Origin of the sequence: Sphingobacterium sp. HMA12 (genome assembly GCF_002933815.1) — a bacterium.
Lineage (GTDB): Bacteria > Bacteroidota > Bacteroidia > Sphingobacteriales > Sphingobacteriaceae > Sphingobacterium.
Map to the genome: position 1 here is coordinate 1,699,137 of NZ_BEYR01000001.1, position 14,435 is coordinate 1,713,571.

Genomic DNA, 14,435 nt, shown 5'->3' on the forward strand with positions numbered 1-14,435 from the left:
AGTTTAGAAGATATAGACAAACATATGAAAAGCACAAAACTAACTGTGCTTTATTGTAAAATTAGAACGGCCTATAGACATATAATCTATTGAAGAGGGCTTTTTAGCCGCTTGATGCAAATACAAATGAACAAATAATTAGATACGGATGAAAAAAACAATCGCGCTGATCGCTCATGATGGCAAGAAACCAGAGATGGTTGCTTTTGTCAAGGACCACCAGGATCTATTGGAGCATGCAAATATTATCGCAACGGGAACGACGGGTTCCTATGTGCGGCAAACCGGACTTCCAGTCGAGTTGAAATTAAGCGGCCCAATGGGGGGCGATGCACAGATCGCTGCATTGGCTGCTGAGGGTAAAGTAGATGGCATTATCTTCTTTCGTGATCCACTTGGCAAGCACGCCCACGAGCCTGATATTCAAATGCTGATGCGTGTGTGCGACCTTTACAATGTTCCGCTGGCCACGAATCCTGCCACCGGAAGCTTAATTATTGAAGGGTTATTGGAAGATATTGTCGACTAAAACTAAGCTATTTTATTCAAGATGATGGAAAATGAAGTTATTGTCACCCTAGGTGAAACACCTTATACTACGACTGTAAACTATGGTAAACACCAGATTATTGCCGATGAGCCCGAAGACTTGGGTGGACAGGATCAGGGAATAAATCCTACACCGCTGCTGCTCTCTTCCTTAGGTACCTGCAAAGCGATCACGGTAAAAATGTATGCTGACCGAAAAAACTGGCCTTTGGAAGAAGTTATTATCCGCCTTTCGCATGAAGTGCAGACCAGTGAACGTCAGCAGACGACCTATATACAATGTCATATGAGCTTTAAGGGGGATCTAGATGACGAACAAAAGAAGAGATTATTTAAGATTGCCGAAAAATGCCCGGTGCATAAAATCTTAACTAATCCTATTGTAATAACTTCAAATCATTTGTAATTGTTTCTTGGGATAACCGACAACACTATTTATATTTGTCCGCACAAAAAAAATCTTCGTATAACAGTCCTTCCCCAAGCGGAAAAAGGATAATGAAGGTTCCTATTGTCTGCCGAATGGAGCAGAAAGGGCTCAGAAATAAAAGAATAAGCAGAAATCAAATACAATACGTTCAATAAAAACAGCAAATCGATGCAATTGGATCCACAAATAGCAATAGACTCTCCTTTTAGATCAATTAAACGGGAAGACTGGAAAAATCTAAATGGAAAGGTATTGCACAACTTCAGTCACGAAGATCTTGACAACTTACATGCGCTCAATGAGCCATTGACAAATCAAGAGATCGAAGAAGTTTATTTTCCGTTGAGTCATCTGCTGGAAATTCACATTGACCGTTTCCAAAGCCTACATCAGCGCACAAATCGTTTTTTCGGGAAAGAAGAAAGTAAATTACCTTACATCATCGGTATTGCAGGTTCCGTCGCTGTAGGGAAAAGTACAACAGCAAGGGTATTGCAACGGGTACTGAGTATGCTACCTTCCAAACCAAAAGTGGATCTGGTGACCACGGATGGTTTTCTCTATCCCAATCAACAACTGATCGAAAAAGGAATACTGAACCGCAAAGGATTTCCGGAAAGCTATGACGCCAAACGACTGATCCATTTCCTTTCCGCGGTCAAATCCGGAGCACCTAAAATCACGGTCCCAGTATACAGCCATCTGGTTTATGATGTATTACCCGATGAGCAGCAACAGATCATTGAACAACCTGATATCTTAATCGTCGAAGGAATCAACGTGTTACAGGTCAACTCACAACGCCCCCGTAAAGGACATAGTGTTTTCGTTTCCGACTTTTTCGATTATTCGATCTACGTACATGCCAGTGAGAAAAACCTCATCGAGTGGTATACCAATAGGTTTGAATCCCTACGGGCGACCGCCTTTCAGAATCCGGCCTCGTTTTTCCATAAATATGCAGATATGTCACCCGAAGAAAGTAATGCCATGGCCGTCAATATCTGGAATGAGATCAACAAGCCCAACCTGATCAAGAACATCTTACCCACCCGCTACCGCGCCGATCTTATCCTGGAAAAAGGCAGCCATCATTTTGTCAAGAATGTGAAAGTCAGAAAGATCTAACTGACCATTCCCTTGAATTGAAGAACCTCATTCAGGATCTTGCTCTGTACCTGCTGGTGAATCCGGTTGCTTGAGGATATCGTACTGACCTCTACTTTATATTTGACATAATCTTTGGCTAAATCCGCTATTTTCACCGTAAATCCCTGACCATGATCCAAATTGGAATTCTGCTGAAATAAGGGTTTAAAGTATTCTTCCAGCACTTCTACAGCCACGGCACGATCCACCGGCAATTCAAATTTCACGACAATTTTATTAGATTTTTGCGAGGTTTTATTGACTAGGGTCGCGGTAAACACCAAGTTGTTCGGGATCATGACCGCATCATCATCCTCATCCCGGACAACAAGATTGGCCAGCGTAATGTCCACAATTTTACCTTGGTATTCCCCTATTTTAATGCGATCGCCAACAGAAAACTGGTCCGAAAACATAATAATCAGACCCGATATCATATTGGTAATATACTCCCTGAAGATCACTGCGATCGCCATCGCCACGATAGTCATACTGGTTATAAAATCTTTCGGGTTGATACCTACGGCAATCATCAAACTAACAATGATAAAAAACACATTTCCAACGGTTGCCACACGCGTAATTCCGAGCACAAAGTTACCGCGGACAACCTGATGCTCATTTCTGCTATTGTAAAGCTTAACGAGGATAAAATGGCCGATCGAAATCAGTACACTGGCCGTCAGAAAAGTATTTAGTCCGTAGGCCATGTTCCGAATGGCCTCCCGTTGCTTATAAAAAGCTTCAAACTGCACAAACGAAGCCGTGAGCGCAATAAGCAACATAATCCGCACGATAAAGGAAATAGAAATAGCTTTCGTCATTTTTAAACGTTGATGATTTGCAAATAAAAACAAATTTATCGTTTTCTTTGCGGTGACCGAAGATTTTTTTTCCTGTATAGTACAACTAAACGAATCAGAGAACTAAACAATTTTACTTTACGTAAAAAGCATTATCAGGAAATACCTATCTTTGCCTAAAGACATTACATGCTATTAAATGAAGGAATCCAACCTGCAAACTGAACTCAACGTAACCGGAATGCACTGTACAAATTGTGCTATTTCGATCCATAAATACTTAGAAGACAAGGGTGCTAAGGAGATCTACGTTGATTTCGCTTCAGATGAGGTAAAGTTTTCGGACATCCCCCGGGATCAGGTTCCCCAGCTTGTCAAAGGTATCGAGTCGTTGGGCTATAAAGTCATTGAGGAAAAAGACGGCAAAGTAAGCTTTTGGAAGTCAGTTGAATTCAAATTTTTGATCTGTTTGCTCTTTACCATTCCGCTATGGAGCCATATGTTTATGGATTTCCCCCTGCTTCATGACCCCTATATACAGCTGGCTTTTTGTACACCGGTCTATCTTGTTGGCTGTCTCTACTTTGGCCATAGTGCCCTGCGCTCACTATGGAATAAAATGCCCAACATGGATGTGCTTATTTTTGTAGGATCCACTGCGGCATTTGTCTACAGCGCTATTGGCACTTATTATCATCTGGGGCACGATTATCAGTTTTACGAAACCTGTGCAACCATCATAACCTTGGTCTTTATGGGTAATGTGCTTGAAAAACGCGCTGTTACCAAAACCACATCCGCCATCAAAGATCTGGTTAAATATCAGGATATTAAAGCGATTAAAATTGAAGACGACAAAGAAATTGAAATTAGGGCTAAAGAGATCAAATCCGGAGATATCGTGAAAGTGAACACGGGAAGCCTGATTCCTGTGGACGGTGACATCCTGGATGGACATGCCTGGATCGACGAATCCATGCTGACGGGCGAGAGTCTCCCGATCGAAAAAACAAAATATGATGCCGTGATCGGCGGGACATTGCTGACCGCCGGCAATATCCGGATTACGGCCACCAAAGTGGGGTCGAAAAGCATTTTATATCAGATCATTCAATTAATTAAAGACGCCCAGGGTAAAAAACCGCCCATTCAAAAATTTGGCGATAAAGTAGCGGCCTATTTTGTACCTATTATCGTCACGATCGCATTTTTCACTTTTTTTATCGCTTACTTTATTGCCCAATTGCCGCTACAGCAGGCACTGATGAATGCCATAGCGACACTTGTGGTCTCCTGTCCCTGCGCGATGGGCCTAGCTACACCTACAGCAGTGATGGTCGGTCTGGGACGGGCTGCCAAACAGGGCATCCTCATCAAGGGCGGCAGTACAATCGAGGAACTGTCAGAAATTAAACAGATCGTCTTTGATAAGACCGGAACACTGACCACTGGCGACTTTAATATCAAGGCCATTCAGACCTTTGGGATAGAGCAATCACAGGTGGAGTCAATCATTGCACAGCTGGAAAGTTATTCAAGCCACCCGATTGCCCAATCCATCCGCAAGCAGCTCAAGGAGATCAGGTCATACCGTATTATCTTCAAAGAAGTCAACGAAATAAAAGGACAGGGAATATTTGCCACGGACACTAACGGCAACAGCTATTCCATCTGCAATGCAAAAATCGGCAAAAAAGATTATTCCAACAGGTACGACCTGACGCTGACCATTAATGAAGTTGTTATTGCAGGTATCGTTTTGGAAGATCAGATCAAGCCCTATGCAAAAGAACTTATACAGTACCTAAAAGATAAAGGGATCCGGCCTATCCTATTGAGCGGTGATAGGCAGAGTAAATGTGAACGTGCGGCCCAAAAACTTGGTATCGCGGACGTCTACTGGGAAAAATCGCCCAGTGAAAAATTGGCGATCCTTTCGGAGCTCAAAAAGACGGCCGCTACGGCGATGGTAGGCGACGGCATCAACGATGCCCCCGCCCTTACGGCGGCTGATGTAGGTATTTCACTTGGCGACGCAACACATATTGCCATTCAGTCCGCAAAAGTCATTCTATTGAACAGTGATCTGAAATCTATCGAAAAGCTGATGCAGATAGGCCATCACACCTTATTGACCATCAAGCAGAATCTTTTTTGGGCATTTGCCTATAATATTATCGCGATCCCATTGGCAGCAGCAGGATTCTTAGGTCCCATGCTCGCGGCTTTGAGTATGGCCTTCTCCGATCTCATTGTCATCGGTAATTCGATCCGCTTGCGCTTTAAAAAATTGAAATAAAAACGATACGGCATAAGTACCAAGACAATCCATAAAAGATTGTCTTTTTTGTGTATATTAGGGTTCAATTCATTCGCTTTTGAGGTTAAATTTTTGTAACTTCGCATGCGTAGCAAGCCAATTAAAAAGGCTTGCTTACTAGTTTTATTGAAACCAAATTCATATGGCTGAAGAAACAGAAAACGACAACAATCTTGTTCCGGCAAACGACCGGATTATCCCAATCAATATCGAGGATCAGATGAAGTCTGCTTACATTGACTACTCCATGTCTGTCATTGTATCCCGGGCCCTTCCTGATGCGCGTGATGGCATGAAGCCTGTGCACAGACGTGTTCTTTATGGTATGTTGGACTTAGGGGTTACCAGTGGTAAACCTTATAAAAAGTCTGCCCGTATCGTTGGTGACGTATTAGGTAAATATCACCCACATGGTGATTCCTCCGTTTACGACACCATGGTTCGTATGGCTCAAGATTGGAGTTTGCGTTACCCGTTGGTGGATGGTCAAGGTAACTACGGTTCCATTGACGGTGACCCTCCTGCGGCAATGCGTTATACAGAGGCGAGATTAAAGAAGATCGCCGAAGAAATGCTATCCGATATCAACAAAGATACCGTTGATTTCCAAAATAACTTTGACGACTCCTTACAGGAGCCTACCGTATTGCCAACGCGTATCCCTAACCTCCTGGTCAATGGAGCCTCAGGTATCGCCGTAGGTATGGCAACCAACATGGCCCCGCACAACCTATCGGAGGTAATTGATGGTACCATTGCCTTCATCGACAATCGTGATATTGAAGTACCTGAATTGATGCAGCATATCAAAGGCCCTGACTTCCCTACGGGAGCATTGATCTACGGGTATGCCGGTGTTCAGGATGCTTGCAATACAGGTCGTGGCCGTATCGTCATGCGTGCTAAAGCCGAAATCGAAACGACCAAATCCGGAAAAGAACAGATTATTGTGACCGAAATCCCTTATCAGGTAAATAAGGCCAATATGATCGAACGTACTGCTGATTTGGTCAATGAAAAGAAATTGGAAGGTATTTCGGCGATCCGTGATGAGTCTGATCGTACTGGTATGCGTGTCGTTTATGACATTAAACGTGATGCCAACGCCAATGTTGTTTTAAACAATCTATTCAAATATACAGCACTACAAACCTCTTTTTCAGTTAACAACATCGCCTTAGTTAAAGGAAGACCTGTACTGATGAATCTAAAAGATATGATTCGTGAGTTTGTTGAGCATAGACACGATGTTATCGTCAGACGTACACGTTACGAATTGGCAGAGGCTGAAAAACGTGCGCATATCTTAGAAGGATACTTGATCGCGCTGGATCATTTGGATGAAGTCATTAAATTAATCCGTAACTCCGATACACCTGAAGATGCGCGTGTTGGATTGATGGAACAATTCGGTCTATCCGATCTTCAGGCCCGTGCTATTCTGGATATGACTTTGCGTCGCCTGACAGGACTGGAACGTGATAAGATCAAAGAAGAATATGCTGAATTGATGAAAACAATCGACTATTTGAAATCTATATTGGCAGACGAAGAGCTCCGCATGAAGATCATCAAAGATGAGTTGATTGAGATCAAAGAAAAATATGGTGACGAACGTAGATCGCAGATTGTTCACTCTGCCGAAGACATGCGTATGGAAGACTTTATTGATGACGAAGAAATCGTGATCACAATCTCCCATAACAGCTATGTAAAACGTACACCGTTATCCGAATATAAACGTCAAGGTCGTGGTGGCCGTGGATCAATCGGAACAAACACGCGTGAAGAGGATTTCACAGAACATATCATTACAGCTTCGGCGCACAACTACATGCTCCTATTTACCGAAGCAGGCCGCTGTTTCTGGTTGCGCGCATTTGAGATCCCTGAAGGAAGCCGTACTTCACGTGGCCGTGCACTTCAAAACATCATCAATGTACCGAAGGAAGAGAAAATCAAGGCCTTTATCCTAGTCAAGAACCTGAAAGATCAGGAATACCTGGAAAACAACTTCATTATCATGTGTACTAAAAAAGGTACCATCAAGAAGACGTCTTTGGAAGCATATTCCCGCCCGAGAGCCAATGGTATCAATGCGATCAACATCAATGAAGGTGATCAATTGATCGAAGCTTGTTTGACTACAGGAACCAGCGAAATTGTGATGGCACTGCGTTCAGGAAGAGCAATCCGCTTTAATGAATCTACCGTCCGTCCAATGGGCCGTACAGCAACGGGGGTTCGTGGTATTACCCTATCCTCTGAAAGTGATGAGGTGATTGGCATGATTAGTGTCAATGATTCAGAAACAACTGTGTTGGTGGTTTCGGAAAAAGGCTACGGAAAACGTACCGATATCGAAGATTACCGTGTCACAAATCGTGGTGGTAAGGGTGTCAAAACAATCAATGTAACCGATAAAACAGGTGAGTTAGTAGCGATTAAAGGGGTTACAGATGCAGAAGATCTTATGATCATCAATAAATCAGGTATTGTTATCCGGATAGCTGTAGAAGAATTGCGTGTAATGGGCCGTGCAACACAAGGTGTAAGACTCATTAATCTGAAAGACAACGACGAGATCGCTTCGATCACAAAAGTAGATCGCGAAGAAGAATCTGATGAAGAGTCTGGCGATATCGAAAATTCAACAGAAGCAGCTAATGGAGGATTAACTTCTGAAGAAAATATAGATTCAAACGAAGAATAAACTGAATGAAAAACTTACTGATATCATTGTTCATATCTGCAAGTAGTTTAACTGTTGCTGCCCAATCAAATTTGAAAGAGGGCAGCAACAGTTTTGCTTTATACACCAAAACTGGCGATTTTAAAAATCTTGAAAACGCCCGGAAGTTTGCGGATGCTGCATTCCAATCCAAAAAAGATTCGGCATCTGTCAACAACAACCTTCTGAGAGCATTGGTATATAGCTCACTGGCAGTTGCGGATTCAACTCGAAAACAGCAGTATAAACTAGACCCTATCGACATATCCATCAAATCATTAAAATTGCTGGATGCGAAAAAAGCACGTCGAAATTTTCCCGCTGAGATGGACTATATCCGTCAAAATCTTGCTGGCGCCATCTCCTATCAAGGTGGTGTTGCTTTAAAGGACGGAAAATTTGATAAAGCATATAAGGCTTACCTTCGTATAGACTCGCTCGGCTTTAAAAATAGTGACCTAAAATATAATCTCGCGGTACTTGCCGGAAAAAACAAAGATTATATGAATTCCATCAAATATTATGATGAACTCATTAAAGGTGAAAACCCCAAGCCGGGCTACTTTCTGGAGTTAGCACAAATTTATGGTCTGGGAGGTACTAAACAAGATGTCTTAGACGTTTTAGAAAAAGGACATGCTGTATTCCCGGAGAATAAGCAGATACTTTTTAGATTGATCGACGTGTATTCAGCCAACGGTTCGTATGATGCTATATTGAATGTGATTGCTGATGCCATTCGTCTGGAGCCCGAAAATGTTGAATTAAATTACATTGCCGGTTATTCTTACGAAAATGCAAATGATCTAAAAAAAGCAAAAGAGTATTATAATAATGTATTGCGATTAGATCCAAACAACTATGAATCTAATTTGGCATTAGGCTTAATTAATCTTGAAACGCTATTAAAAGATCCGACGAATCAAGATATTCAGGATTTGACGGTCGAATATCTATTAAAAGCAAACGAGATCAAACCCTATGATGTGAATGCCTTGAAAGCACTGGCAAAATATTATACACTTATTGATGATGCCTCACAATTAGATAGGGTAAACTTATTATTGAATCAATTAACAGTTAAATAGATATGAATTTAAAATCTCTATTATTATTAGCGGCAATAGGTACTGTTTCTACATCAGTTTCTTTCGCCCAAACGGGTAACGTAAAAAAGGCAAAAACTGGTCTTGCAAAATTTCAGGAATTAAAAGAAGCCGGTACTGCACAATTAGGCCTGCCTAATCTTAAATCAGCAAAAGAAGCCATCGACGCTGCTGTTATCAACGAAAAAACAAAAGATAATGCAGAGGCTTGGACAGTTTATGCTCTAGTTAACGCAAACCTATCAACTATAGATAAATCCACCGAACTGGCAAAATTAGCAGAAGATGGTATTGCTAAAGCAAAACAACTGGATACTGATGGTGCTAACAAAGCGAACATCACTGTGGCTGAGCAAATTCTTGGACAATATAACTTCAATATCGGTGCAGAAGAGTATCAGGCACAGAAATATGCTGATTCTTATAATTCATTCACCAAAGCATTGACTTACCTTCCCGGAGATACATTGGTGACTTACTACAGCGGTGTAGCAGCATTGTCCAACAAGGATTATAAAAATGCAATCGAGCGTTACAAAGAACTGATCCCTAGAAAAGACTTTTCTTCCCATAAAACAATTATGGTCGATCTACCTAAATTGTATTTATCGCTGCAAGACACAACTTCTGCCTTGGAGTACGCAAAGAAAGCTGCGGAAGCTTATCCCGATGACAATGCAGCAATGACGCAAAATATCGAATTAAACCTGATTACAGGTCACGAAAAAGAGACTATTGATGCCATCACTGCGCAATTGGCGAAAGATCCTTCAAACAAAAGTTTGAACTATTATTTAGGAATCGCACAGTCTTCCGCAAAAAATGACGAATCGGCAATTGCTGCTTATAAAAAAGCATTGGAAATTGATCCTAACTTCTTTGAAGCCAATACAAATTTAGCAATCACGTTGATGAACAAAACACGTGAAAAACTAAATGCCGTGAACAACAACAGAAAATTAACGCAGGCGCAATATAACACCGAAGTAGATAAGATTAAAGCTGAATTGAAACCTGTATTACCTTATTTGGAGAAAGCGGTTTCTTTGCAACCAAAGAATGTCGATGCGTTGACTAATCTCAAAAACTATTATGTTTTTATGCAGGATGAAGCTAAAACAAGTGAAATCAACGCCAAAATCAAAGAATTGGAATAATTGATTTAATTTTTTCAAAATAACTAACAAAAATCCCCGATAAGACACCGGGGATTTTTGTTATACAGGAATTATTTTTCCACAGGAATCAGTCGACTCCTCAATAAAGTGTTTTCTCCGGTCAACGCATTACAAAATTGCAATCAGTTCGATCTGAAATATCAAGGTACATTCCCCTCCTTTTCGCGGCAATAACTCTTCTTTTCCGTAAGCTAAATGCGGTGGAAGATAGACTTGCCATATTGAGCCTACCGGCATCAGGCACATCGCTTCCTGCCAGCCCCTTATAAGTTCGTTAATATAAAACGTTTCTGGGCGTTTACGTTTATAGGAGCTATCAAATACTGTTCCGTCCAACAGTTCGCCCTTGTAATGGCAGATGACCTTGGAAGTCTTCGTTGGGATCTTACCCGCACCTTCTGTCAATATCTTATACTGTAAACCTGACTCGCAGACGATCACACCATCTTTCGTCGCCTGCTCCGTTAGAAATAAGAGACCTTCTGCCCTATTCTTTTCCAATAAGGCCGTAGCATTGAGCTTACTTTTCTTTTTTTGTACCAAAATAATATCGTTTTACTTTCCCTCACCGTGATCAGCTGGGTTTATGCCATTCCCACCTGATTTACCAGACTGGGGCATACACCAGACTGATCAGAAACCAAAGTAACGGCTTTTTATTTTTTTAACGAAAAAATGCAGTGATGTTTTAGGAAATCTTAAAAAATCACTGCATTGCTATGGTCTTTATACCATTTTTTATTCCGGCGTTTTTATATCAAAGTAGCCTGTAACGTTTTTTCGAAGCTAAATGCTTTGCTTACGGGACAATTCTCTTTTGCTTTCTGAGCGAGCGTCTGAAATTCCGATTCATCAATGGATGGCACTTTCGCTGTCAGTTCAAGTTCGGAACGGACAATCGCGCCATTTTCAAATACTATTGTCGATACGGTCTTGAGTTCATCGGGTACAAAACCTGCTTCTGTTAAAAATGCGCTCAGCTGCATGGTAAAACATCCGGCATGAGCCGCCGCCAGTAATTCTTCGGGATTGGTCCCCACACCATCTTCAAAGCGTGTTGAAAATGAATATTGCGTATGGTCCAACACCGTACTATCCGTAGTCAGATTTCCCTTACCTTCTTTTAGATTCCCATTCCATAGGGCTGTTGCCTTTCTTCTCATGATTATACGTTTGCTGTTATGTAATTATTATTGATAATGTATCCAGATTTTTCAAAACTTCACCAAAATCCTGCTTAGTTCATACGACAACGAACTCTATATACAACAAACGACAGTGTAAAAAGTTGTATTTTATTCGGCAAAATTCTGTCGCACATCCGAAGAAAGTCTCGTTATTCAATATAATAAAACTAAACTCATGAATAAATTAGCGTATCTCCTCATCTTAGCAGCAGCATTTACTTCTTGCAAAACCCGTCAGGGCAGCCAGCAAACACTTATCCAGGACTGTCCCGAAGAAAAAATTGTCAACAAAATCCCGGGTCCACCTGTAAAAGGAGAATCCGAAAAAATCTATTATATCTATCAAGGTAAAAAGATCTCACCGAAACAATTCGATCAGGAATGGCTCGATAAAAATTGTGAGATTAAAGAGACAGTCGTGTACTAATTTTATTTTCAAAAGCAAGGATAAACAAGTACTTTTGCCTAAAGTTTTTGAAAATGACAGTTTCTCTTCGGGAGGTCAACAAAAAGATTTTAGGCTATGTATCTTTAACTTTCCTTGGTTATTTCACGATTGGCTTATCACTTGCGACCTTACCCATCTTTATTCATCAAATTTTAGGGTTTAATACAATTATCGCCGGATTAGTGATTAGTGTACAATATATTGCGACCTTTTTACTTCGGGGCTATGCCGGCAAAATCGTGGACACCAAAGGCCCTAAAATCTCCGTGCTGCGCAGCATGCTCTTTTTCGCACTTTCGGGAATCTTACTTTTGCTGGTCTTTTTATTCCGGTCACAACCGCTGATTAGTTTAGGTTTATTGCTGGTCACCCGGTTATTCACCGGTATTGGCGAGGGGCTGGTCGGAGCCAGTCCGATCAACTGGGCTTTATTGGAACTTGGGGATGAACATGCGGCCAAAGCTATTTCGTTTAATGGGATTGCGAGCTATGGTGCACTTGCCCTCGGAGCACCATTGGGTGTACTTATGGTCGACCATATAAATTATCAATCCCTGGGAATACTCACCTGTGTAATCGGGATCCTGGGTTATCTGTATAGCAGGTCAAAAACACCTTATCAGGTAATCAGCAAAAAAACAGTCGCTGTGAGTTTCAGCCGGGTGCTTCTTACTGTGGCTCCATTTGGAACTTGTCTGGCCTTGGGAGGGCTTGGCTTTGGCAGTATTTCCACCTTTATGACGCTTTACTATGAACATTTCAGCTGGCAGAACGGCGCCGCTTGTTTGACAGTTTTTGGCGTTTTTTTTATTCTGACAAGACTCGTATTCAACAAAGTAATTGATCAATATGGCGGTTTAAAAGTGGCATTAGTCAGTCTTTTTGTGGAAACATTGGGGCTCATGGTTATTGCCCTGGCTCTCCATCCCCTTTGGACACTTGTAGGGGCAGCACTGACGGGACTGGGATTTTCCCTTGTTTTCCCGGCACTTGGTGTGGAGGCAATCAAAAGGGTTCACCAGAACCAACAGGGTTCAGCATTAGCTGCTTACGGACTATTTATAGATATTTCCCTAGGCATTACGGGCCCGCTGATCGGTTTCGTTGCCAACAATGTCGGTATGACGGGAATCTACCCTTTCAGTGCCATCATGGTATCCATTGGTTTTGCAGTTGTAGGAAATTTATTATATAATCAAAGGGCGAAACTTGCCTGATGGAAGGCACCAACAAAAAAGCTAACCGAATGAATGGTTAGCTTTTTTTATAAGATGTATATATCTTCAATTAGCTTTCGATGCTTGGTACAGCAACGACCTCATCTGTATCAGCGTTGTAATCTATACCATCAAAGTTAAAACCAAATAAATTGAAAAACTCATTACGGTAACCTTCGATATCGGAAATCTCCTCCAAATTCTCCGTAGTTGCCTTCTCCCATAATGCAGCAACTTCCGACTGAACATCTGCACGCATCTCTAGGTCGTCAACACGGATTCGGCCTTTATCATCAAGCAATACATTGCCATCAAAAGTATAAAGACGCTCTGCAAACAGACGTTGCATCTGTTCGATCGTACCTTCGTGGATTCCTTTTTCTTTCATCACCTTATACAATAGCGAAATGTACAAAGGTACTACCGGGATCGCAGAACTGGACTGTGTCACCAATGCTTTGTTAACGGAAACGTAAGCCACACCGTGCAGGTCACTTAAGATCGCATTGATAGCCGGTACAGTACCTTCCAAATCATCTTTCGCACGACCAATTGTTCCGTTACGGTAGATCGGATAAGTCAGTTCAGGTCCAATATAAGAATAAGCAACTGTTTTTGCGCCATCAGCCAAAACGCCGGCAGCTTTCAGATCTTCGATCCAAAATTTCCAGTCTTCCCCACCCATTACTGCGACTGTATTCGCGATATCTTCATTATTTTCCACGGGCTGGATCGTAATATCCGAAACAACACCTGTATGAAAGTCTACCGTTTTATTGGTAAAAGGTTCCTGAATAGGTTTTAAAACAGAAGCATGTGCAACACCTGTTTTCGGATGCGTGCGACGTGGAGATGCTAAACTGTAAACCACCAAATCTACCTGTCCCAGATCCTCTTTGATCAATTCAATGGTCTGTTTTTTTATATCATCTGAGAATGCGTCACCATTGATACTTTTGGCGTATAGTCCAGCTTCATGGGCTTCTTTTTCAAAAGCTGCAGAATTGTACCAACCAGCGGTTCCCGGTTTACCTTCTGCCGCAGGTTTTTCAAAAAATACACCGATTGTAGCAGCTCCAGAACCAAATGCTGCAGAAATCCGAGACGCAATACCAAATCCTGTGGAAGCACCTATGACGAGGACTTTCTTTGGACCATTCGCGATCTCACCCTTTGATTTCACGTATTCAATTTGATTTTTAATGTTTTGCGCAGCCCCTTGTGGATGCGAGGTTAAACAAATAAAACCTCTAGTTCTTGGTTGTATAATCATCTTGATTAATTTTCTTACTACTTGTTTTATTGATTAGGCAAAAT

General features: G+C 41.7%; 13 protein-coding genes. 9 read left to right on the top strand and 4 right to left on the bottom strand.

Going from position 1 to position 14,435, the window contains the following annotated elements:
- Positions 1-148: 148 nt before the first annotated feature.
- The 3 genes from HMAT_RS07355 to coaA all read left to right on the top strand — a co-directional run bounded on the left by HMAT_RS07355 (position 149) and on the right by coaA (position 2,107).
- Positions 149-529 (top strand): methylglyoxal synthase, encoded by a 381-nt coding sequence (locus HMAT_RS07355; RefSeq protein WP_104382100.1) that lies wholly within the window; start codon positions 149-151, stop codon positions 527-529.
- 21 nt (positions 530-550) lie between these two features.
- On the top strand, positions 551-955 hold the full coding sequence (locus tag HMAT_RS07360; protein ID WP_233789136.1) for an OsmC family protein: 405 nt from the start codon (positions 551-553) through the stop codon (positions 953-955).
- A gap of 192 nt (positions 956-1,147) precedes the next feature.
- Complete coding sequence (gene coaA, locus HMAT_RS07365) at positions 1,148-2,107, top strand: type I pantothenate kinase (RefSeq protein ID WP_104382101.1); 960 nt, start codon at positions 1,148-1,150, stop codon at positions 2,105-2,107.
- Here the strand turns inward: coaA and HMAT_RS07370 are convergent.
- Positions 2,104-2,952, bottom strand: coding sequence for a mechanosensitive ion channel family protein (locus HMAT_RS07370; RefSeq protein WP_104382102.1), 849 nt, complete (start codon positions 2,950-2,952; stop codon positions 2,104-2,106). The genes coaA and HMAT_RS07370 overlap by 4 nt on opposite strands.
- Positions 2,953-3,130: 178 nt before the next feature.
- Between HMAT_RS07370 and HMAT_RS07375 the strand changes: the two genes are divergently transcribed.
- From HMAT_RS07375 to HMAT_RS07390, 4 genes are all read left to right on the top strand, one after another.
- Positions 3,131-5,230: a cation-translocating P-type ATPase gene (locus HMAT_RS07375; protein ID WP_104382103.1), complete on the top strand. Its 2,100-nt coding sequence runs from the start codon at positions 3,131-3,133 to the stop codon at positions 5,228-5,230.
- A gap of 163 nt (positions 5,231-5,393) precedes the next feature.
- A complete protein-coding gene (gyrA, locus tag HMAT_RS07380; protein ID WP_104382104.1) occupies positions 5,394-7,964 on the top strand; it encodes a DNA gyrase subunit A in 2,571 nt (856 codons plus the stop codon).
- 5 nt (positions 7,965-7,969) lie between these two features.
- Positions 7,970-9,070, top strand: a complete 1,101-nt coding sequence (locus HMAT_RS07385; RefSeq protein ID WP_104382105.1) for a lipopolysaccharide assembly protein LapB — start codon at positions 7,970-7,972, stop codon at positions 9,068-9,070.
- Positions 9,071-9,072: 2 nt separating this feature from the next.
- Positions 9,073-10,245: a tetratricopeptide repeat protein gene (locus HMAT_RS07390; protein WP_104382106.1), complete on the top strand. Its 1,173-nt coding sequence runs from the start codon at positions 9,073-9,075 to the stop codon at positions 10,243-10,245.
- Positions 10,246-10,374: 129 nt separating this feature from the next.
- On the opposite strand, the gene HMAT_RS07395 is transcribed toward HMAT_RS07390, so the two are convergent.
- A complete protein-coding gene (locus HMAT_RS07395; protein WP_104382107.1) occupies positions 10,375-10,809 on the bottom strand; it encodes an FKBP-type peptidyl-prolyl cis-trans isomerase in 435 nt (144 codons plus the stop codon).
- 209 nt (positions 10,810-11,018) lie between these two features.
- Complete coding sequence (locus tag HMAT_RS07400; protein ID WP_104382108.1) at positions 11,019-11,429, bottom strand: OsmC family protein; 411 nt, start codon at positions 11,427-11,429, stop codon at positions 11,019-11,021.
- Positions 11,430-11,628: 199 nt separating this feature from the next.
- Between HMAT_RS07400 and HMAT_RS07405 the strand changes: the two genes are divergently transcribed.
- Together HMAT_RS07405 and HMAT_RS07410 are read left to right on the top strand one after the other, a co-directional pair.
- Positions 11,629-11,880: a hypothetical protein gene (locus tag HMAT_RS07405; RefSeq protein ID WP_104382109.1), complete on the top strand. Its 252-nt coding sequence runs from the start codon at positions 11,629-11,631 to the stop codon at positions 11,878-11,880.
- Between the two features lie 53 nt (positions 11,881-11,933).
- Positions 11,934-13,118 (top strand): MFS transporter, encoded by a 1,185-nt coding sequence (locus HMAT_RS07410; RefSeq protein ID WP_104382110.1) that lies wholly within the window; start codon positions 11,934-11,936, stop codon positions 13,116-13,118.
- Positions 13,119-13,188: 70 nt separating this feature from the next.
- On the opposite strand, the gene fabV is transcribed toward HMAT_RS07410, so the two are convergent.
- Positions 13,189-14,391 (bottom strand): enoyl-ACP reductase FabV, encoded by a 1,203-nt coding sequence (fabV, locus tag HMAT_RS07415; protein ID WP_104382111.1) that lies wholly within the window; start codon positions 14,389-14,391, stop codon positions 13,189-13,191.
- Between the last annotated feature and the right edge of the window lie 44 nt (positions 14,392-14,435).

What these genes read in the sequence shown, in the direction of transcription:
- HMAT_RS07360 (WP_233789136.1), top strand. Translation starts at nt 551, where the DNA reads ATGATGGAAAATGAAGTTATTGTCACCCTAGGTGAAACACCTTATACT.
- HMAT_RS07375 (WP_104382103.1), top strand. Translation starts at nt 3,131, where the DNA reads ATGAAGGAATCCAACCTGCAAACTGAACTCAACGTAACCGGAATGCAC.
- HMAT_RS07405 (WP_104382109.1), top strand. Translation starts at nt 11,629, where the DNA reads ATGAATAAATTAGCGTATCTCCTCATCTTAGCAGCAGCATTTACTTCT.
- HMAT_RS07370 (WP_104382102.1), bottom strand. Translation starts at nt 2,952, where the DNA reads ATGACGAAAGCTATTTCTATTTCCTTTATCGTGCGGATTATGTTGCTT.
- HMAT_RS07400 (WP_104382108.1), bottom strand. Translation starts at nt 11,429, where the DNA reads ATGAGAAGAAAGGCAACAGCCCTATGGAATGGGAATCTAAAAGAAGGT.
- HMAT_RS07390 (WP_104382106.1), top strand. Translation starts at nt 9,073, where the DNA reads ATGAATTTAAAATCTCTATTATTATTAGCGGCAATAGGTACTGTTTCT.
- gyrA (WP_104382104.1), top strand. Translation starts at nt 5,394, where the DNA reads ATGGCTGAAGAAACAGAAAACGACAACAATCTTGTTCCGGCAAACGAC.
- HMAT_RS07355 (WP_104382100.1), top strand. Translation starts at nt 149, where the DNA reads ATGAAAAAAACAATCGCGCTGATCGCTCATGATGGCAAGAAACCAGAG.
- fabV (WP_104382111.1), bottom strand. Translation starts at nt 14,391, where the DNA reads ATGATTATACAACCAAGAACTAGAGGTTTTATTTGTTTAACCTCGCAT.
- HMAT_RS07385 (WP_104382105.1), top strand. Translation starts at nt 7,970, where the DNA reads ATGAAAAACTTACTGATATCATTGTTCATATCTGCAAGTAGTTTAACT.
- coaA (WP_104382101.1), top strand. Translation starts at nt 1,148, where the DNA reads ATGCAATTGGATCCACAAATAGCAATAGACTCTCCTTTTAGATCAATT.
- HMAT_RS07410 (WP_104382110.1), top strand. Translation starts at nt 11,934, where the DNA reads ATGACAGTTTCTCTTCGGGAGGTCAACAAAAAGATTTTAGGCTATGTA.